Raw genomic sequence first — 17,217 nt, 5'->3', positions numbered from 1 at the left:
CGCTCCCACCGGCGCCGCCCCCGCCCCGGCCTCGGGCCCCGCGGCCTCCGGTTCCGGCATCCCCGGCACACCGGCCCCCGGCCCCAACCCGGGAGCCCCCACCTCCGCCCCCGGCGCCTCGGGAACGCCTGCCTCCACGTCCCACATGCCCGGAACGCCCGTCTCGGCTTCCGACCCCGCAGGGATTGCCGATGCCCCCGAGTGGGCTGTTGACGCCCCGACGAGGCCCGCCTGGGCCCCCCAGATCTCCGACGCAGCCGGCGAGCCGTCCCGATCGTCGGCCCAGCCCGCCTGGGCCCCCCAATCCCCCGACCAGGCCGCCTCGCCGCCCAGAGCCGTCACCGACCCCGGACGCCCCCTCGGCACCCCAACCGAAGCCGGCTGGGGCCCCAGGCCGTCCACCGAGACCGGACCGGGCGCAGGCACCACCGACACACCCGCCTGGGCCCCCCAAGCCCCCGACCAAGCCTCCTGGACCCCCAGAAACGCCACCGAAGCCACCTGGGGCCCACAGCCCGGGAACGACGCCAGCTGGAGCCAGCACCAAGGGGGCAACCCCGCCGTGGGCCCACAGCCGGAAGCTGGCGCCCTCTGGAGCCCACAACCCGAAAACGACATTAGCCGGGGTCCGCAGCCCGCGGAGAACGCCACCCGGGGTCCGCAGCCGGAGGACGACGCCTCCTGGACCCCTGCTCCCGGCCAGTGGGCCGCCGTCCCGGAGGAAGACTCTCCCGCCTGGCGAGGCCAGTCGGCCGCGCCGGCTGTGCCGCCGTGGGAGCAGCCAGGGCCGGTCGTACCGGGTGCGCCGCCGTGGGAGCCGCCGCCGGCGTTCACGGCCGCCGCCGCGGGCCTTCAGGTGTGGCCCGCCCCGGTCGCCGACCCGCACGTCATGCCCCCCTGGCCCGCCGCCACGGGCGAACTCGTAGCCGAACCGGACACCGACGACCCGGCCCTCGGCGACCCCACCGCCCGATTCCCCACCACCCAGGCCGGCCGCCCCACAGAGCTGCCGGTCACCCCGTCGACCGCCGCGACCGGCACCGGCACCGCCCCCACCGGCACCGCCGCCACCGGCGTGCCCGCCGACCCGAACGCCACCGCACCGGCGTTCCCCCACGACCCCGCCACGTCGTACGACCCCGCCACGCCGTACGACCAGGACGCCGCCCCGTACGCCCCCAGCCACCCGCCGTACCCCGCCGACGCCCTCGACACCCCGGACGCCGCACCACACGACGGCCCTGACGCCGCACGGTTCGGTTCCAAGCCCGCACAGTTCGGCCCCGACGCCGGACGCCTCGCCCCCGAGGCCGGTTCATACGAGCCGGACGCCGGTTCATACGGGCCCGATGCCGGGTCATACGACCCCGATGCCGGTTCGTACGACCCCGATGCCACCCGCCCGGGCGGCATCCCCAAGGCGGCCCACTACTTCGACCCCGAGGCCGCCAAGCGCGACGCCGCCGCAACGGTCCAGCAGCACGCCACCCCGGCCCCTCCCCACGAGGAGCACGACCCGGCAGCCCTGGACACCCCGCCTCAGGGCATGCGCGCGTCCGACCCCCGCGAGGAGCCCACCGGCCCCATGCGGACGGCCCACTACGCCGAGCCCCACCGGACCAACCCGACGGGCCGCCCCCCGGAGCCGGGCGACGTCCCCGTATGGCCCCCCATGCCCCCCGCCGAGGAGAAGCGCCCGGAGGACAGGCACCCGGACGAAATGCCAGACGAGGCGACGCAACGCGCAACCGGCCACTCTCCCGACGCGCCCGCACAGACCACCCACCCAGCAGAACAGGGCCAGGACGACAGGCAGGCCGAACCCCAGCCTTCACCAGAGCCGCGTCAGGACCCGTCCCCCACCCAGGACAGACTCCCCGACCTGCCCTTCAACCAGGACCTGTGGACGAAGAGGCCCGGCACCGCCCTGGACCTCCCCACCCCGCCCCACGGCACGCCCACCTTCCCACCCGGCGCGTTCAGGCAGCCCCCGTTCCAGATCCCGCCGCCACCGCCCCCAGCCCGCGGCAAGAGCAAGCGAGCCCTGCTCGTGACCCTCGGCGCCCTGGCCCTGGCCGGCGTCGCGACCGGCGGCTTCTTCGCCTACCGCGCGCTGAACACCGCCCCGCCGGCCGCCACGACCGCGGGCGCCACCCCCGCCCCGCCCACGCTGCTGCCCACCTCGGAGCTGACCACCAGCCCGCCCGCCGACGTGCCGGGGGCGTCCATGCTCAATTCGGAGGAGACCGACCCGAAGAAGATGTCCCTGACGGAGGCGTTCCCGAAGAAGAAGGTCTCCGCCGCCGGCACGACGTTCACCAGGGTCAAGACCGACACCGAGACCAGCTGCGACAAGGCGGCGACCGGCGCGTTCGCCGACGCGCTGCGCGAGCGGAAGTGCAGCCGGATCATCCGGGCCACCTTCGTCGACAGCAAGCGCCGCTACGCCGTGACCACCGGCATCGCGGTGCTGCCGACCAAGGAGGACGCCGTCCAGACCGACCTGGCCAAGAACCTCCCGCGCAACGTCTGGTTCCGCGCGCTGCCGGGTGCGAAGGGAAGCGGGGGCGAGCGGGTGTCCATCGCCGGCGGCTACGCGGCCGGCCTGGTGTGGGGCAGGTACATCGTCTTCAGCTACGCCACCCACGCCGACGGCCACACCCCGGACGCCGGCGACAAGACGCTGGCCAAGGTCAGCGGGGCGTTCCGGGACCAGACCTCACTCGTCCTGGAGCGCCGCGTCACCAAGGGCTGAGAGCGTGCGGACCCGCCGGGTGGCGGCGGCCCGCGCGGCGAGTTCGTCCGCCGCCGGGTAGCCCACCTCCTCCAGGCACAGCCCGTGCGCGGGCGCTACGTGCACTCCGGAGTCCCGTACGGCCCGGGTCAGCACCTGGCCGGGCCACTCCACCGGCCGCCGCCCGTCGCCCGCGGCCAGCAGCGAGCCCACCAGCGCCCGGACCATCGAGTGGCAGAACGCGTCCGCCACGACGGCGGCCACCAGCACGCCGTCCGCCTCGCGCGTCCACTCCAGGCGCTGCAGCTCCCTGATCGTCGTGGCGCCCTCACGCTTCTTGCAGAACGCCGCGAAGTCGTGCTCGCCCACCAGCCGCCGGGCCGCCTCGTTCATGGCGTCGAGGTCGAGCGGACGGCTGTGCCAGACCACCTCGTGCCGCCGCAGCGGATCGACCCCGCCCGCCGTGTCGCACACCCGGTACGCGTACCGCCGGAACATCGCCGAGAAACGGGCGTCAAAGCCCTCAGAAGCCACCGAGACCCGATGAACGCGTACATCCAGCGGCAGAATCCCACCCAGCCGCCGGACGAGCGCAGAGAGCCGCTCATCGAGCTCCAGGGGCCCGCGGTTGCCGTCGAGCTCGGCCAACGACGCGGCCGGCACATCCACGTGCGCCACCTGGCCGCGCGCGTGCACGCCCGCGTCCGTACGCCCGGCCACGGTCAGCGCGGCGGGCTCGCCCAGGCGCAGGATCCTGGTGAGCGCCAGCTCGATCTCACCCTGGACCGTACGGCGACCGGGCTGCCTCGCCCATCCGGAGAAGTCGGTCCCGTCGTATGCCAGATCCAGGCGGAGCCGTAGCACGATCGTCCCTTTCGCGTTCACGGAAAAGGGCCCGGACCCCCGCGAAGGGGATCCGGGCCCGATTCAACCAGCCTGAGAGATCAGGCCTCGTCCTTCTTCGCCTCGGCCTCGGCGGCCGGAGCCTCCTCGGCGGCAGCCGGGGTCTCCTCGGCGGCGGCCTCGGGGGCCTCGGTCTCGGCGGCCTCGGTCTCCTCGGCGGCCGGAGCCGGAGCGGCAGCGGCGGCCGGAGCCTCGGTACGGCGGGTGGTGACACCGTTCAGCGGCTCGGACACCAGCTCGATGACGGCCATCGGAGCGTTGTCGCCCTTACGCGCGCCGATCTTGGTGATCCGGGTGTAACCACCCGGACGCTCGGCGAACGTCACCGCGATCTCGGTGAACAGGTGGTGAACCACGCCCTTGTCCTTGACCACGGTCAGGACCTGGCGGCGGTTGTGGATGTCGCCCTTCTTCGCCTTGGTGATCAGGCGCTCCGCCAGCGGGCGAAGGCGCTTGGCCTTGGCGACCGTCGTGCGGATCTTGCCATGGCGGAACAGGTCCGTGGCGAGGTTCGCCAGGATCAGCCGCTCGTGCGCCGGGCTGCCGCCAAGACGTGCACCCTTGGTGGGCTTGGGCATTGCTTTCTCCTCTTGGGTTAACCCGCCCCGGCCGTACCAGGTACCGGAGTCGGGCCGGCCGCAGTCACCACGACTGGGCCGTTACGTTCGTCACGCGCCGAGCGGCTGGGCTACTCGGCGCGTGCGGGGCACGTGCGGAGACGGGTCTCCGCACGAGGCTCAGTACTGCTCGGTCTCGACGTACGCGCTGTCGTCGTCGTCGTAGCCGCCGCCGGCCACCGCGCTCGGGTCGAACCCGGGCGGGGAGTCCTTGAGCGCCAGCGACATCTCGTGCAGCTTCTGCTTGACCTCTTCGATCGACTTGGCCCCGAAGTTCCTTATGTCGAGAAGGTCCTGCTCGCTGCGGGCGACGAGCTCACCCACGGTGTGGATGCCCTCGCGCTTGAGGCAGTTGTAGGAGCGAACGGTCAGGTTCAGCTCCTCGATCGGCAGCGCCAGGTCGGCGGCCAGGGCGGCGTCGGTCGGCGACGGGCCGATGTCGATGCCCTCGGCCTCGACGTTGAGCTCACGGGCCAGGCCGAAGAGCTCGACGAGGGTCTTGCCGGCCGAGGCCACCGCGTCGCGGGGCTTCATGGCGGGCTTGGTCTCGACGTCGAGGATGAGACGGTCGAAGTCGGTGCGCTGCTCGACTCGGGTCGCCTCGACCTTGTAGGTGACCTTGAGCACCGGGGAGTAGATCGAGTCGATCGGGATGCGCCCGATCTCCTGGCCCGGCTGCTTGTTCTGGGCGGCGGAGACGTAGCCGCGACCGCGCTCGACGGTCAGCTCCATCTCCAGCTTCGCCTTGCCGTTGAGCGTGGCGATGCGCAGCTCGGGGTTGTGCACCTCGACACCGGCCGGAGGCGCGATGTCGGCGGCGGTGACCTCACCCGGGCCCTGCTTGCGCAGGTACATCACGACCGGCTCGTCGTGCTCGGAGGAGACGACCAGCTCCTTGAGGTTCAGGATGATGTCGGTGACGTCTTCCTTGACCCCGGGAACGGTCGAGAACTCGTGCAGCACGCCCTCGATGCGGATGCTCGTCACGGCCGCGCCCGGGATGGACGACAGCAGCGTGCGACGCAGCGAGTTGCCGATGGTGTAGCCGAAGCCCGGCTCCAGCGGCTCGATGACGAACCGGGACCGGGTCTCGTCGATCGACTCTTCGAGAAGAGTCGGACGCTGAGCGATCAGCATGGTGTGGGTTCTCCCCTTGTCGTGTGGCGCCCGCTATATGACGCCACTCCGATAAACAGTCTAGTTCGGGCACGGAAGACCGCGCATAGAGGTCTTCCGCAGGCAGCGCCTTGCGCGCCTACGGAAATCCGCACCCGAACTAGGACGTCAGTGACTACTTGGAGTAGTACTCGACGATGAGCTGCTCTTGGACCTGGGTGTCGATCTGCTGGCGAACCGGCAGCTGGTGGACCAGGACACGGAGCTTCTCCGGCACGACGCCGAGCCACGCGGGAACCGTGCGCTCGCCCGCGGTCGCCCGAGCGACCTCGTAGGGCAGCAGGTTGCGCTTGGTCTCGCGGACCTCGATGATGTCGTGCTCGCGAACGCGGTACGACGGGATGTCGACCTTCTTGCCGTTCACCAGGATGTGGCCGTGGCGCACCTGCTGGCGGGCGGCGTCACGCGACTGGGCGAAGCCGGCGCGGTAGACGACGTTGTCGAGACGGCTCTCCAGGATCTGGAGCAGCACCTCACCCGACTTGCCGCTCTTGCCCGCGGCCTCCTCGTAGTAGTTGCGGAACTGCTTCTCGAGGACGCCGTAGATGCGACGGGTCTTCTGCTTCTCGCGAAGCTGAAGCTGGTACTCGGACTCCTTGGGGCGTCCGCGGCCGTGCTCACCCGGCGGGTAAGGACGGATCTCGATGGGGCACTTGGCGGACTCGCACTTGCTGCCCTTGAGGAAGAGCTTGGTCTTCTCGCGACGGCAGAGCTTGCAGTCCGCGCCCGTGTAACGAGCCATTTCTCAATATCTCCTGGGGAAATTCAGACGCGGCGGCGCTTCGGCGGACGGCAGCCGTTGTGCGGGACCGGCGTGACGTCCTGGATCGAACCCACCTCGAGGCCGGTGGCCTGGAGGGAGCGGATCGCGGTCTCACGGCCGGAGCCGGGGCCCTTGACGAACACGTCGACCTTGCGCATGCCGTGCTCCATGGCGCGGCGGGCGGCGTTCTCGGCGGCCATCTGGGCGGCGAACGGGGTGGACTTACGGGAGCCCTTGAAACCCACGTGGCCGGCGCTGGCCCAGGAGATCACGTTCCCGTTCGGGTCGGTGATCGAGACGATCGTGTTGTTGAACGTGCTCTTGATGTGGGCGTGCCCGTGAGCGACGTTCTTCTTTTCCTTGCGGCGCACCTTCTTCGGGGCACCCTGACGGCTCTTAGGAGGCATTGTTTGCCATTACTCCTGAGATCTTCGGTCCGCGGCTGTGGACTACTTCTTACCGGGCTTCTTCTTACCGGCGACGGTCTTCTTCTTGCCCTTACGGGTACGCGCGTTGGTCTGCGTGCGCTGACCGTGGACCGGAAGGCCCTTGCGGTGCCGGATGCCCTGGTAGCAACCGATTTCGATCTTGCGACGGATGTCGGCCTGGACCTCGCGGCGCAGGTCACCCTCGATCTTGAAGTTCGCCTCGATGTAGTCACGCATCGGGACGAGCTCGGTGTCGGAGAGCTGGTGCACGCGGAGGTCGCCGCTGACACCGGTCGCCTGGAGGATCTCCTGGGCGCGGGTGCGGCCGATTCCGTAGATGTAGGTGAGAGCGATCTCCAGCCGCTTCTCGCGGGGGAGGTCGACGCCAACCAGGCGAGCCATGGTCGGGCATTCTCCTTCTTTTGGGCGGAGGTCTTGCGCCGCACTACCCCTCCCCATGCCCGGGGTGAGGGCCCCGGCCTCCGACCGGGGGTCTCCTGAGTGGTACGGATCGCTCCGCCGGCCCAGGTGTGAGACGCGATTACTGTCGCGGGCTCCTCATGCGTCGAGCCCGCTCCCTAAATCGGGGCGGACTCGGAGAAACCTTGCGTACGACTAACCCTGACGCTGCTTGTGGCGCAGGTTGTCGCAGATCACCATGACGCGACCGTGCCGGCGAATCACCTTGCACTTGTCGCAGATCTTCTTGACGCTCGGCTTTACCTTCATTGTCCTTCGTGTTCCTCAGACGTCTTACTTGTATCGGTAGACGATCCGCCCGCGACTCAGGTCGTAGGGGCTCAGTTCAACGACTACCCTGTCGTCCGGCAGAATTCGGATGTAGTGCATCCGCATCCGTCCGCTGATGTGGGCCAGGACCTTATGGCCGTTGTCGAGCTGCACCCGGAACATGGCGTTCGGGAGCGACTCAACCACAGTGCCCTCGATCTCGATGGCGCCGTCTTTCTTGGCCAAAATCCCTCGCGTTTCACTGATCGGTCGTCTGAGGCTCCGGTTCACTAAGCAGCCGCGACCTCACGCTTCGAAGAGAGCGGCGATCGGCAAAGACCGCCGACGCGTGATAGTCATAGTGAGCCGACTAAGGAGTGTACGACACCTGAGCCCAAAACGCGAAACGCGTGCCAGGTGTCCTGACACAACCATGTAAGAGTCTACCCCACGGCCCGCACTCCTTCGTCCCTACACCGAAGGACCCGCCGGGCGGACCGGCGAGCCCTTCACGGGGTGCTCCTAGAAGACGCGGTGCCGGTCACCGCAGTACGTGGACGAGCCGCCCCAGCACGTCCAGGTGTAGATCTTCTTGATCCCCCGGCCGGACCAGGTCTCGTCGTGGCTCCCGTCCCACTTCCGGGAGAACTGGTGCCAGCTGCCGTTCGCGTAGTACCGGAACCACACGTAGCCGAACTTCGGCGTGGCCTCCTTGCCGTACCAGTGGGTGTAGACCTTGCCGTGCGACCGGTACGTGCTGCCGTGCGTGTACGCCTTGTGGCTGGCAGCGTAGAACGTGCCCCACCCCCCGGACGAGGCCGCCTGGGCGGCGGGGGCGACGGCGAGACCGGTGACGGCGATCGAGCCGGCGAGGGCGGCGGCTGCTAGGACCTTGCGCATCTGATTCCTCCGTGAGTCGTGTTCCCGACACGGCACACGCTAGGAACCAGAGCCGCCCCGCACTGCGGAGGAATACACACAGTGCATTACGGCACACCCGGCTCCGGGCTAACTGCGCTTCGGCCCGTTCCCGAAGATCGTGCTCATCAGCAGGATCGCGCCCCAGGGCCCCATGACCCACAGCGGCCACGGATAGATCATGTGACCGGACGAGACGCTCACGATCAGCCAGATCACCCAGTTGATGGCGCTGGCCGTCGCCCAGGCGCCCCAGGCCGCCCGCATGCCCGGATGCAGGTTGCCGCGCGTCGCGGGCGCCGCCTCGGGCTTCGCCGGCCGGTGGCGCAGGTCGACGTCGGGCAGGTCGGCCGTCAGCTTGGCCAGGTCACCGTAGGTCTTGCTCTTGTAGAGCTCTTCGAGCCGCTCGTTGAACTCGTCCATCGTGATGCGGCCCTGCGCGGTGTGCTCCCGGAGGATGGCGGCCACCCGATCGCGGTCGACGTCCGAGGCACGCATCTCGGGGCTGTTCGCCATTCCACCACTCCCGGGGGTCAGGGCTGCAGGTGACTCAGGCGCTCTTCGCCACCGTCCAGGGCGGTAAGCACCCAAGGTCCATTATGTGTCACCGCGACGCTGTGTTCGAAGTGCGCCGAGGCCTTCCCGTCGATCGTCACGACCGTCCAGTCGTCGGACAGCACGCGGGTGCGCTCGGTGCCCAGGTTCACCATGGGCTCGATGGCCAGGCACATGCCCTCCTCCAGCAGCGGGCCGCGGCCCGGCTTGCCGTGGTTGGCGATCCACGGATCCATGTGCATCTCGGTGCCGATGCCGTGACCGCCGTACTCCGGGGGGATGCCGAAGCGGCCCTGAGTCTTGACGTAGCGCTCGATCTCGTAGCCGATGTCGGACAGGTGGCGGCCGACCTTCAGCGCGGCGATGCCGCGCCACATGGCCTCCTCGGTGACCCGCATCAGCTCGGTCAGCTTCGGGTCGACCTCGCCGACCGGCACCGTGACGGCGGAGTCGCCGTGCCAGCCCTCCAGGATCGCGCCGCAGTCGATGGAGATGACGTCACCCTCGCGCAGCTTGCGGGCGTCCGTGGGGATGCCGTGCACCACCTCGTCGTTGACGGACGCGCAGATCGTCGCGGGGAAGCCCTGGTAGCCCTTGAACGACGGGATCGCGCCTTCGTCCCTGATCGCCTTCTCGGCGATGGAGTCGAGGTCGAGCGGCGTCATGCCGGGCTCGACGGAGCGCTTCAGCAGATCGAGCGTGCGCCCGACCACCAGGCCGGCGGCCCGCATCTTCTCCAGCTGCTCGGGCGACTTGATCTGGATTCCGTGTCGGTTTCTCTTGAACATTGTTCGGCACCCCCCGGGGTTTCTGACGGGCCTCGTGGGAGCCCTAATTCCCCCACAATAGCCGCACACAAAAAAGCAAGGTGGCACGGAGATCCGTGCCACCTTCGCAGGAGATCGTGTCCGGCGTCATCCCAGGTACGGGCGGATCGCCTCCATGGCCCGCTGCGTCACCTCTTCAACCGGCCCGGTCGCGTCGACGCCCACGAGGATGTCCTCGCCGACGTAGTACGAGACCAGCGGCGCGGTCTGCTCCTGGTAGACCTCCAGGCGGTGCCTGACGGTCTCTTCCTTGTCGTCGTCCCGCTGGAACAGCGCGCCGCCGCAGGCGTCGCACTTGTCGTCCTTCTTGTCGTCGAACTCCACGTGCCAGATACGGCCGCACTGACTGCACGTGCGCCGCCCCGCCAGCCGCCGGACGACCTCGTCGTCGTCCACGACCAGCTCCAGCACCAAGTCGAGCTCCAGACCCCAGTCCTTGAGCATGTCGCGCAGGATCTCCGCCTGCGCGACGTTCCTCGGGAAGCCGTCGAGCAGGAACCCGTCCTGCGCGTCGTCCTCGGACAGTCGGTCGCGGACCATGGCGATGGTGACCTCGTCGGGCACGAGATCGCCACGGTCCATGTAGGTTTTGGCCAGCTTGCCGAGGTCCGTGCCGCCCGAGACGTTGGCACGGAAGATGTCACCTGTCGAGATCTTCGGGATGGACAGGTTCGATGCGATGTACTGGGCCTGTGTCCCCTTACCCGCTCCGGGGGGCCCGACGAGAACGAGACGCACTACCGCAGGAAACCTTCGTAGTTACGCTGCTGGAGCTGGCTCTCGATCTGCTTCACCGTGTCCAGGCCGACACCAACCATGATCAGAATGCTCGTCCCTCCGAACGGGAAGTTCTGGCTAGCCCCGGCCACCGCCAGCGCGACGATCGGGATCATGGAGATCAGACCCAGATAGAGCGCGCCGGGCGCGGTCAGACGGGTGAGCACGAAGTTCAGGTATTCAGCCGTCGGACGGCCGGGACGGATGCCCGGAATGAACCCACCGTACTTCTTCATGTTGTCGGCGACTTCAGCGGGGTTGAACGTAATCGACACGTAGAAGTACGTGAAGAAGACGATCAGCACGAAGAACGTGATCATGTAGACCGGGTGGTCGCCCCTGACCAGGTACTGGGAGATCCACTGCACGACCGCGTTGTTCGACGTCGGGAAGAGCGAGGTCAGCAGCTGCGGCAGGTAGAGCAGCGACGAGGCGAAGATGACCGGGATGATGCCGGCCTGGTTGACCTTCAGCGGGATGTACGTCGAGGTGCCGCCGTACATCCTGCGGCCCACCATGCGCTTGGCGTACTGGACTGGGATGCGGCGCTGCGCCTGCTCGACGAAGACCACGGCCGCGATCATGAAGACACCGACGACCAGGACCACCGCGAAGGTGAACTTGTTCGCCTGGAAGATGTTGGTCAGCTCGGACGGGAAGACCGCGACGACCTGCGTGAAGATCAGGATGGACATGCCGTTGCCGACGCCGCGGTCGGTGATGAGCTCACCGAGCCACATGATCACCGACGTGCCGGCCGTCATGATGATGACCATCGTGACGATGCCGAAGACGTCGTCGGGGTCACGCAGGACGGACTGCTGGCAGTTGGGGAACAGCTGGCCGGACCGCGCGAGCGCGATGAAGGCGGTCGACTGGAGGACGCCGAGGCCGATGGTCAGATAACGCGTATACTGCGTGATCTTGGCCTGACCCGCCTGGCCTTCCTTCTTGAGAGCCTCAAGACGTGGAATCACCACGACGAGCAGCTGAAGAATGATGCTCGCGGTGATATACGGCATAATGCCCAGCGCGAACACCGACAGCTTCAGGAGCGCACCACCACTGAACAGCTGCACCATCCCATAGATGTTGCCGGTGGCTCCGTTACGGGCCTGATCGAAACAGGCCGCGAGGTTCTGGACGTGAACTCCCGGAGTCGGAAGAACCGAGCCGAGACGGAACAGCGCGATGATGCCCAGGGTGAAGAGCAACTTCTTGCGCAGGTCCGGTGTCCGGAACGCCCGGGTAAACGCGGTCAGCACGGTCCCTCCTGCGCGCCTTTATGGCGATGTGAGTATGCGGTGGTGCGGGGATCTGCCATGTCAAGTCTCAAGTCAAACGAGCCGGACAGAATCCTGCCGTCTCGCCGAACTCTAACGCACTAAGGGCGTGGGGGCCCATTGTCGGAACCCCCACGCCTCGTCATAGCGGAGCTACAGCTCGGTAACGGAACCACCGGCGGCGGCGATCTTCTCCTTCGCGGCGGACGAGAAGGCGTGAGCCGTAACGTTCACAGCGACGGAGATCTCGCCGGTGCCGAGCACCTTCACGAGCTGGTTCTTGCGAACGGCGCCCTTGGCCACCAGGGCCTCGACGGTGACGTCGCCACCCTCGGGGAACAGCTCGCCGAGCCTGTCCAGGTTGACGACCTGGTAGGTCGTCTTGAACAGGGCGTTGGAGAAGCCCTTGAGCTTCGGCAGACGCCTCTGCAGCGGCACCTGGCCACCCTCGAAGCCGAGGGGAACCGTGGTACGGGCGTGGCTGCCCTTGGTGCCGCGACCGGCCGTCTTGCCCTTGGACGCCTCGCCACGACCCTTGCGGATCTTGGACTTGTTGGCACCCGGAGCAGGACGCAGGTCGTGAATCTTGAGCGGAGCCTTGTCAGTCATGACTAGTCGACCTCTTCCACCTCGACGAGGTGCGTCACCACGGACACCATCCCGCGAATCTCGGGACGGTCCTCCTTGACGACGACATCGCCGATTCGCTTCAGGCCAAGCGAACGCAGCGAGTCACGCTGGTTCTGCTTGCCACCGATCTTCGAGCGAACCTGAGTGATCTTCAGGCGTGCCATGACTAGCTCACCGCCTTCGCGGCCGCGGCCTCGGCGATGCCCTCGCGCTGAGCCTTGAGCATGCGGGCCGGAGCCACGTCCTCGATCGGCAGGCCACGGCGGGCGGCGATCTCCTCGGGGCGGGAAAGGCCCTTCAGAGCCGCCACGGTGGCGTGCACGATGTTGATCGGGTTGTCCGAGCCGAGCGACTTGGACAGCACGTCATGGATGCCGGCGCACTCCAGGACCGCGCGCACCGGGCCACCGGCGATGACGCCGGTACCGGCCGACGCCGGACGCAGGAAGACGACACCGGCCGCCTCCTCGCCCTGCACGGTGTGCGGGATGGTGCCCTGGATGCGGGGCACCTTGAAGAAGTGCTTCTTGGCCTCTTCGACGCCCTTGGCGATGGCCGCGGGGACTTCCTTGGCCTTGCCGTAACCGACGCCGACCAGGCCGTTGCCGTCACCGACGACGACGAGGGCGGTGAAGCTGAAGCGACGACCACCCTTCACGACCTTGGCCACTCGGTTGATCTTCACTACGCGCTCGATGTACGAGACGCCCTTGTCGGCGGCGCCACCGCGGCGATCGTCACGACGGTCCCGCCGCTCGCCACCGGTGCCGCCACCGCGACGCGGAGCTGCAGCCATCAGTGGTTCCTCTTCTCAGTTGCCATCAGAATTCCAGCCCGCCTTCGCGGGCGCTGTCCGCCAGAGCCGCGATGCGACCGGCGTAGCGGTTGCCACCGCGGTCGAAGACGACCTTGGTGATCCCGGCTTCCTTGGCCCGCTGAGCGAGGAGCTCGCCGACCTTCTTGGCCTTCTCCGTCTTGTCGGCCTCAAGGGTGCGCAGCGAGGCGTCCATGGTGGAGGCGCTCACCAGCGTGTGACCGACGGAGTCGTCCACGATCTGGACGAACATGTGACGGGTCGAACGGTTGACGACCAGGCGCGGACGCTCGGCCGTACCGACGACGAACTTGCGGACGCGGCGGTGACGGCGAGCCCGCGAGACGGTGCGGGCAGCCGTGTGCTTGCTGAACGCAGTCTTCGGAGCCATGCCTACTTACCAGCCTTTCCGACCTTGCGGCGGATCTGTTCGCCCTGGTAACGCACGCCCTTGCCCTTGTACGGGTCAGGCTTGCGCAACTTGCGGATGTTGGCCGCGACCTCGCCGACCTTCTGCTTGTCGATGCCGTCCACGTGGAACAGGGTCGGCTTCTCGACGCGGAAGGAGACACCCTCGGGGGCGTCGACGATGACCGGGTGGCTGAAGCCCAGCGAGAACTCCAGCTGCGTCGGGCCCTTGGCCTGGACGCGGTAACCGACGCCGACGATCTCCAGGGACTTCGTGTACCCCTGGGTGACGCCCTGCACCATGTTGGCGATCAGCGTCCGGGACAGGCCGTGCAGCGCACGGACCTTGTTCTCGTCGTTGGGCCGGGAGACGGCGATGGCGCCGTCGTCGTCACGACCGACCGTAATCGGGTCCGCGACCGTGTGAGAAAGCGTGCCCTTCGGGCCCTTGACCTGGACATCCTGGCCGGTGATCGTGATGTCTACGCCACTGGGCACAGGGATGGGCAGCCGTCCGATTCTCGACATGCTGTGTTCCTCCCCTCTACCAGACGTAGGCGAGGACTTCGCCGCCCACGCCACGCTTGCCGGCCTGCTTGTCAGTCATGAGACCGGCGGACGTCGAGATGATCGCGACGCCCAGCCCGCCCAGGACTCGAGGCAGGTTGTCCTTCTTCGCATAAACCCGCAGACCGGGCTTGGAAACCCGGCGCAGGCCCGCGAGCGAACGCTCACGGGTAGGCCCGAACTTGAGCTCCACCACGAGGTTCTTTCCGACCTTGGCGTCTTCGACGGCCCAGGACTGGATGTAACCCTCCTGCTGGAGGATCTCGGCGATGTGCGCCTTGATCTTCGAATACGGCATCGACACGCTCTCGTGGTACGCCGAGTTCGCATTGCGCAGACGCGTCAGCATGTCTGCGATGGGGTCGGTCATCGTCATGGCCAGTGGCCTTCCTCGCCGCGGTTTCCAGTCGGCCAAGCAGCGCTCTGCCGGTGGACCTTCGGCGCGGTCATGGACGCGAAGCGTCCTGTCTTCTTCTGAACATGGATTCCGGGGGACGACGCGGAGCCGCCCCCCAGAGTATCTACCAGCTCGACTTGGTGATGCCGGGCAGCTCGCCCCGGTGCGCCATCTCGCGGAAGCACACGCGGCACAGACCGAACTTGCGGTACACCGCGCGCGGACGACCGCAACGCGAGCACCGGGTGTAGGCCCGGACCTCGAACTTCTGCTTGCGCCCCGCCTTGGCGATCAGCGACTTCTTCGCCATTGGATCAGGCCTCCTTGAACGGGAAGCCGAGGAGCTTCAGCAGCGCCCGGCCCTGGTCGTCGTTCGTCGCGGTGGTCACGACCGTGATGTCCATGCCCCGCGGGCGGTCGACCTTGTCCTGGTCGACCTCGTGGAACATGACCTGCTCGGTCAGACCGAACGTGTAGTTGCCGTTGCCGTCGAACTGCTTCGGCGACAGGCCGCGGAAGTCCCGGATACGGGGCAGCGCCAGCGCCAGCAGGCGGTCGAGGAACTCCCACATGCGGTCGCCGCGCAGCGTGACGTGCGCGCCGATCGGCATGCCCTCACGCAGCTTGAACTGCGCGATGGACTTGCGCGCCCGGACGACGGCCGGCTTCTGGCCGGTGATCGCGGTGAGGTCGCGTACGGCGCCTTCGATGAGCTTGGAGTCGCGAGCCGCCTCACCGACACCCATGTTGACCTTGATCTTGGTCAGGGCCGGGATCTGCATGACGTTCTCGATGCCGAACTGCTCGCGAAGCTGGGCCGCGATCTCCTCGCGGTACTTCGTCTTGAGTCGCGGCGTCGGGCGCTCGGTCTCAGTGGTCGTGGCGGTCATCAGCTGTCCTCACCCGTCTCCTCGGCCTTGTCGGCCTTCTTGTCGGCGGGCTTCTCGTCCTTGAGCTTCTTCACGTTGGACACGTGGATGGGGCCCTCCATCGTCTGCACGCCGCCGGTCTTGGCGCCACGCGGACCCTGGAGAGACTCCTTGGTGTGCTTCTTGATCATGTTGACGCCCTCGATCACCACGCGGTCCTCGCGCGGGTACGTGGCGATGACGTGACCCTTGGCACCCTTGTCCTTGCCGGCGATGACCTGAACCAGGTCACCCTTCTTCACATGCAGCTTCGGCATTACAGCACCTCCGGGGCGAGCGAGATGATGCGCATGAACTTCTTGTCGCGCAGCTCGCGGCCGACCGGGCCGAAGATACGAGTGCCACGAGGGTCACCGCTGTCCTTGATGATGACGGCGGCGTTCTCGTCGAAGCGGATGTAGGAGCCGTCGGGCCGGCGGCGCTCCTTGACCGTGCGGACGACGACGGCCTTGACCACGTCGCCCTTCTTGACGCCCGTGCTGCCCGGCAGCGCGTCCTTGACAGTGGCGACGATGATGTCGCCGATACCGGCGTAGCGTCGGCCCGAGCCACCGAGAACACGGATGCAAAGGATCTCCTTCGCACCAGTGTTGTCGGCGACCTTGAGCCGCGACTCCTGCTGGATCACTTGAACTCCTGTTAGTCGCGCCGGTTCTCATCTCTGAGCCTGGCGGAACCTGTCGTTGTCTTGTTCCCACGGCCACAGTCCACGAAGGGGCCGCACCGCAGGCGACGCGAGGCCCGGAGGACCTCGCGTCCTTGGACGCCGTCATGGGGGCCCTGAGGCCCCCACGAGGCGCGGTATATCCGAGAAGAGCCTTACTTGGCCTTCTCGAGGATCTCCACGACCCTCCACCGCTTGGTGGCGGAGAGGGGGCGGGTCTCCATGAGCAGCACGCGGTCGCCGACGCCGCAGGCGTTGGCCTCGTCGTGTGCCTTGTACTTGGTCGTACGGCGGATGACCTTGCCGTACAGACGGTGCTTGACGCGGTCCTCGACGGCGACGACGACGGTCTTGTCCATCTTGTCGCTGACGACCAGGCCCTCACGGACCTTGCGGAAGTTCCGCGCGTCGTTCGCCTCGGTGGTTTCGGTGGTCTCGGTCTCAGCCATCGCTCGTCTCCTTCTCGACCGTGACGATGCCGAGCTCACGCTCGCGCATCACGGTGTAGATACGGGCGATCTCGCGGCGGACGGCGCGCAGCCGCCCGTGGCTCTCCAACTGACCGGTCGCTGCCTGGAAGCGGAGGTTGAACAGCTCCTCCTTGGCTTCCTTGAGCTTCTGGACCAGGGTGTCCTGGTCCTCCACTCGCAGCTCGCCGGCGGTCAGGCCCTTAGCCATCACGCCTCACCCACTTCACGCTTAACGATCTTGCACTTCATCGGCAGCTTGTGGATCGCCCTGGTGAGCGCCTCACGAGCGACCGACTCCGCCACGCCGGACAGCTCGAACATCACGCGTCCGGGCTTGACGTTGGCGATCCACCACTCCGGCGAACCCTTACCGGAACCCATGCGGGTCTCGGCCGGCTTCTTGGTGAGCGGACGGTCGGGGTAGATGTTGATCCACACCTTGCCGCCACGGCGGATGTGACGGGTCATGGCGATACGAGCGGACTCGATCTGGCGGTTGGTCACGTAGGAGTGCTCAACAGCCTGAATGCCGAACTCGCCGAACACGACCCTGGTGCCGCCCTTGGCGGCTCCGCTGCGGTCAGGCCGGTGCTGCTTGCGGTGCTTGACCCTGCGCGGGATCAGCATG

Annotated in this window: 27 protein-coding genes; 1 reads left to right on the top strand and 26 read right to left on the bottom strand. The window is 67.7% G+C overall.

Going from position 1 to position 17,217, the window contains the following annotated elements; genetic code table 11:
* Positions 1–889: 889 nt before the first annotated feature.
* Positions 890–2,755, top strand: coding sequence for a hypothetical protein (locus AB0C33_RS00200; RefSeq protein WP_358282142.1), 1,866 nt, complete (start codon positions 890–892; stop codon positions 2,753–2,755).
* Here AB0C33_RS00200 and truA read toward each other — a convergent pair.
* From truA to rplP, 26 genes are all read right to left on the bottom strand, one after another.
* On the bottom strand, positions 2,720–3,598 hold the full coding sequence (truA, locus tag AB0C33_RS00195; RefSeq protein WP_358282140.1) for a tRNA pseudouridine(38-40) synthase TruA: 879 nt from the start codon (positions 3,596–3,598) through the stop codon (positions 2,720–2,722). The genes AB0C33_RS00200 and truA overlap by 36 nt on opposite strands.
* Before the next feature lie 80 nt (positions 3,599–3,678).
* Positions 3,679–4,215: a 50S ribosomal protein L17 gene (gene rplQ, locus AB0C33_RS00190; RefSeq protein ID WP_352362883.1), complete on the bottom strand. Its 537-nt coding sequence runs from the start codon at positions 4,213–4,215 to the stop codon at positions 3,679–3,681.
* A 159-nt stretch (positions 4,216–4,374) separates the two neighbouring features.
* The gene (locus AB0C33_RS00185) at positions 4,375–5,391 is read right to left on the bottom strand and encodes a DNA-directed RNA polymerase subunit alpha (protein ID WP_043623495.1); all 1,017 of its coding nucleotides are present in this window, start codon (positions 5,389–5,391) and stop codon (positions 4,375–4,377) included.
* Between the two features lie 154 nt (positions 5,392–5,545).
* Positions 5,546–6,172 (bottom strand): 30S ribosomal protein S4, encoded by a 627-nt coding sequence (rpsD, locus tag AB0C33_RS00180; protein WP_352327498.1) that lies wholly within the window; start codon positions 6,170–6,172, stop codon positions 5,546–5,548.
* Between the two features lie 23 nt (positions 6,173–6,195).
* Positions 6,196–6,600: a 30S ribosomal protein S11 gene (gene rpsK, locus AB0C33_RS00175; RefSeq protein ID WP_020542285.1), complete on the bottom strand. Its 405-nt coding sequence runs from the start codon at positions 6,598–6,600 to the stop codon at positions 6,196–6,198.
* 42 nt (positions 6,601–6,642) lie between these two features.
* Entirely contained in the window at positions 6,643–7,023 is a 381-nt protein-coding gene (gene rpsM / locus AB0C33_RS00170) for a 30S ribosomal protein S13 (RefSeq protein WP_125644650.1), read from the bottom strand.
* A gap of 213 nt (positions 7,024–7,236) precedes the next feature.
* Positions 7,237–7,350, bottom strand: a complete 114-nt coding sequence (gene rpmJ, locus AB0C33_RS00165) for a 50S ribosomal protein L36 (RefSeq protein ID WP_003956441.1) — start codon at positions 7,348–7,350, stop codon at positions 7,237–7,239.
* A 24-nt stretch (positions 7,351–7,374) separates the two neighbouring features.
* Positions 7,375–7,596 carry a translation initiation factor IF-1 gene (gene infA / locus AB0C33_RS00160; RefSeq protein ID WP_012887858.1) on the bottom strand — a complete coding sequence of 74 codons (222 nt, stop codon included), beginning with the start codon at positions 7,594–7,596 and terminating at the stop codon, positions 7,375–7,377.
* A 276-nt stretch (positions 7,597–7,872) separates the two neighbouring features.
* A complete protein-coding gene (locus tag AB0C33_RS00155) occupies positions 7,873–8,250 on the bottom strand; it encodes a hypothetical protein (RefSeq protein ID WP_358282138.1) in 378 nt (125 codons plus the stop codon).
* A 108-nt stretch (positions 8,251–8,358) separates the two neighbouring features.
* Complete coding sequence (locus tag AB0C33_RS00150; protein ID WP_358282137.1) at positions 8,359–8,784, bottom strand: DUF1707 domain-containing protein; 426 nt, start codon at positions 8,782–8,784, stop codon at positions 8,359–8,361.
* Between the two features lie 17 nt (positions 8,785–8,801).
* Complete coding sequence (gene map / locus AB0C33_RS00145) at positions 8,802–9,611, bottom strand: type I methionyl aminopeptidase (RefSeq protein ID WP_352362891.1); 810 nt, start codon at positions 9,609–9,611, stop codon at positions 8,802–8,804.
* 126 nt (positions 9,612–9,737) lie between these two features.
* Positions 9,738–10,388: an adenylate kinase gene (locus tag AB0C33_RS00140; RefSeq protein ID WP_358282135.1), complete on the bottom strand. Its 651-nt coding sequence runs from the start codon at positions 10,386–10,388 to the stop codon at positions 9,738–9,740.
* On the bottom strand, positions 10,388–11,692 hold the full coding sequence (secY, locus tag AB0C33_RS00135) for a preprotein translocase subunit SecY (protein ID WP_358282133.1): 1,305 nt from the start codon (positions 11,690–11,692) through the stop codon (positions 10,388–10,390). The genes AB0C33_RS00140 and secY overlap by 1 nt, the downstream gene beginning before the upstream one ends.
* 171 nt (positions 11,693–11,863) lie before the next feature.
* Positions 11,864–12,319 (bottom strand): 50S ribosomal protein L15, encoded by a 456-nt coding sequence (rplO, locus tag AB0C33_RS00130; RefSeq protein ID WP_352327492.1) that lies wholly within the window; start codon positions 12,317–12,319, stop codon positions 11,864–11,866.
* Positions 12,320–12,321: 2 nt separating this feature from the next.
* On the bottom strand, positions 12,322–12,504 hold the full coding sequence (rpmD, locus tag AB0C33_RS00125; RefSeq protein ID WP_080043226.1) for a 50S ribosomal protein L30: 183 nt from the start codon (positions 12,502–12,504) through the stop codon (positions 12,322–12,324).
* A 2-nt stretch (positions 12,505–12,506) separates the two neighbouring features.
* Complete coding sequence (gene rpsE / locus AB0C33_RS00120; protein ID WP_049572667.1) at positions 12,507–13,136, bottom strand: 30S ribosomal protein S5; 630 nt, start codon at positions 13,134–13,136, stop codon at positions 12,507–12,509.
* Between the two features lie 25 nt (positions 13,137–13,161).
* Positions 13,162–13,545 carry a 50S ribosomal protein L18 gene (gene rplR, locus AB0C33_RS00115; RefSeq protein WP_125644663.1) on the bottom strand — a complete coding sequence of 128 codons (384 nt, stop codon included), beginning with the start codon at positions 13,543–13,545 and terminating at the stop codon, positions 13,162–13,164.
* 2 nt (positions 13,546–13,547) lie between these two features.
* On the bottom strand, positions 13,548–14,090 hold the full coding sequence (gene rplF / locus AB0C33_RS00110) for a 50S ribosomal protein L6 (protein WP_352327491.1): 543 nt from the start codon (positions 14,088–14,090) through the stop codon (positions 13,548–13,550).
* A 16-nt stretch (positions 14,091–14,106) separates the two neighbouring features.
* Positions 14,107–14,505, bottom strand: a complete 399-nt coding sequence (rpsH, locus tag AB0C33_RS00105) for a 30S ribosomal protein S8 (RefSeq protein WP_125644666.1) — start codon at positions 14,503–14,505, stop codon at positions 14,107–14,109.
* 145 nt (positions 14,506–14,650) lie between these two features.
* Positions 14,651–14,836 (bottom strand): type Z 30S ribosomal protein S14, encoded by a 186-nt coding sequence (locus tag AB0C33_RS00100; protein WP_020542298.1) that lies wholly within the window; start codon positions 14,834–14,836, stop codon positions 14,651–14,653.
* A gap of 4 nt (positions 14,837–14,840) precedes the next feature.
* Positions 14,841–15,416 carry a 50S ribosomal protein L5 gene (gene rplE / locus AB0C33_RS00095; protein ID WP_352327490.1) on the bottom strand — a complete coding sequence of 192 codons (576 nt, stop codon included), beginning with the start codon at positions 15,414–15,416 and terminating at the stop codon, positions 14,841–14,843.
* Positions 15,416–15,703, bottom strand: coding sequence for a 50S ribosomal protein L24 (gene rplX / locus AB0C33_RS00090; RefSeq protein ID WP_352327499.1), 288 nt, complete (start codon positions 15,701–15,703; stop codon positions 15,416–15,418). The genes rplE and rplX overlap by 1 nt, the downstream gene beginning before the upstream one ends.
* A gap of 8 nt (positions 15,704–15,711) precedes the next feature.
* On the bottom strand, positions 15,712–16,083 hold the full coding sequence (rplN, locus tag AB0C33_RS00085; RefSeq protein ID WP_090769698.1) for a 50S ribosomal protein L14: 372 nt from the start codon (positions 16,081–16,083) through the stop codon (positions 15,712–15,714).
* 191 nt (positions 16,084–16,274) lie between these two features.
* Entirely contained in the window at positions 16,275–16,568 is a 294-nt protein-coding gene (gene rpsQ, locus AB0C33_RS00080) for a 30S ribosomal protein S17 (RefSeq protein WP_352327248.1), read from the bottom strand.
* Positions 16,561–16,797 carry a 50S ribosomal protein L29 gene (gene rpmC, locus AB0C33_RS00075; RefSeq protein WP_080047279.1) on the bottom strand — a complete coding sequence of 79 codons (237 nt, stop codon included), beginning with the start codon at positions 16,795–16,797 and terminating at the stop codon, positions 16,561–16,563. Before rpmC ends, rpsQ begins: the two co-directional genes overlap by 8 nt.
* Complete coding sequence (gene rplP, locus AB0C33_RS00070; RefSeq protein WP_125644673.1) at positions 16,797–17,216, bottom strand: 50S ribosomal protein L16; 420 nt, start codon at positions 17,214–17,216, stop codon at positions 16,797–16,799. The genes rpmC and rplP overlap by 1 nt, the downstream gene beginning before the upstream one ends.
* Position 17,217: the final 1 nt, after the last annotated feature.

Source organism: Nonomuraea sp. NPDC048881, assembly GCF_040649795.1.
Lineage (GTDB): Bacteria > Actinomycetota > Actinomycetes > Streptosporangiales > Streptosporangiaceae > Nonomuraea.
This window is presented reverse-complemented; position numbering and strand designations above follow the sequence as displayed.

Excerpts from the sequence above, each read along its gene's own strand:
- rpmJ (WP_003956441.1), bottom strand. The coding sequence starts at position 7,350 with ATGAAGGTAAAGCCGAGCGTCAAGAAGATCTGCGACAAGTGCAAGGTG.
- rplQ (WP_352362883.1), bottom strand. The coding sequence starts at position 4,215 with ATGCCCAAGCCCACCAAGGGTGCACGTCTTGGCGGCAGCCCGGCGCAC.
- AB0C33_RS00100 (WP_020542298.1), bottom strand. The coding sequence starts at position 14,836 with ATGGCGAAGAAGTCGCTGATCGCCAAGGCGGGGCGCAAGCAGAAGTTC.
- AB0C33_RS00185 (WP_043623495.1), bottom strand. The coding sequence starts at position 5,391 with ATGCTGATCGCTCAGCGTCCGACTCTTCTCGAAGAGTCGATCGACGAG.
- rpsK (WP_020542285.1), bottom strand. The coding sequence starts at position 6,600 with ATGCCTCCTAAGAGCCGTCAGGGTGCCCCGAAGAAGGTGCGCCGCAAG.
- rpsQ (WP_352327248.1), bottom strand. The coding sequence starts at position 16,568 with ATGGCTGAGACCGAGACCACCGAAACCACCGAGGCGAACGACGCGCGG.
- rpsM (WP_125644650.1), bottom strand. The coding sequence starts at position 7,023 with ATGGCTCGCCTGGTTGGCGTCGACCTCCCCCGCGAGAAGCGGCTGGAG.
- rpmC (WP_080047279.1), bottom strand. The coding sequence starts at position 16,797 with ATGGCTAAGGGCCTGACCGCCGGCGAGCTGCGAGTGGAGGACCAGGAC.
- rplF (WP_352327491.1), bottom strand. The coding sequence starts at position 14,090 with ATGTCGAGAATCGGACGGCTGCCCATCCCTGTGCCCAGTGGCGTAGAC.
- rpsH (WP_125644666.1), bottom strand. The coding sequence starts at position 14,505 with ATGACGATGACCGACCCCATCGCAGACATGCTGACGCGTCTGCGCAAT.
- rpsE (WP_049572667.1), bottom strand. The coding sequence starts at position 13,136 with ATGGCTGCAGCTCCGCGTCGCGGTGGCGGCACCGGTGGCGAGCGGCGG.
- rplE (WP_352327490.1), bottom strand. The coding sequence starts at position 15,416 with ATGACCGCCACGACCACTGAGACCGAGCGCCCGACGCCGCGACTCAAG.
- rpmD (WP_080043226.1), bottom strand. The coding sequence starts at position 12,504 with ATGGCACGCCTGAAGATCACTCAGGTTCGCTCGAAGATCGGTGGCAAG.
- rplO (WP_352327492.1), bottom strand. The coding sequence starts at position 12,319 with ATGACTGACAAGGCTCCGCTCAAGATTCACGACCTGCGTCCTGCTCCG.
- rplP (WP_125644673.1), bottom strand. The coding sequence starts at position 17,216 with ATGCTGATCCCGCGCAGGGTCAAGCACCGCAAGCAGCACCGGCCTGAC.
- AB0C33_RS00200 (WP_358282142.1), top strand. The coding sequence starts at position 890 with ATGCCCCCCTGGCCCGCCGCCACGGGCGAACTCGTAGCCGAACCGGAC.
- map (WP_352362891.1), bottom strand. The coding sequence starts at position 9,611 with ATGTTCAAGAGAAACCGACACGGAATCCAGATCAAGTCGCCCGAGCAG.
- rplR (WP_125644663.1), bottom strand. The coding sequence starts at position 13,545 with ATGGCTCCGAAGACTGCGTTCAGCAAGCACACGGCTGCCCGCACCGTC.
- AB0C33_RS00155 (WP_358282138.1), bottom strand. The coding sequence starts at position 8,250 with ATGCGCAAGGTCCTAGCAGCCGCCGCCCTCGCCGGCTCGATCGCCGTC.
- rpsD (WP_352327498.1), bottom strand. The coding sequence starts at position 6,172 with ATGGCTCGTTACACGGGCGCGGACTGCAAGCTCTGCCGTCGCGAGAAG.
- AB0C33_RS00150 (WP_358282137.1), bottom strand. The coding sequence starts at position 8,784 with ATGGCGAACAGCCCCGAGATGCGTGCCTCGGACGTCGACCGCGATCGG.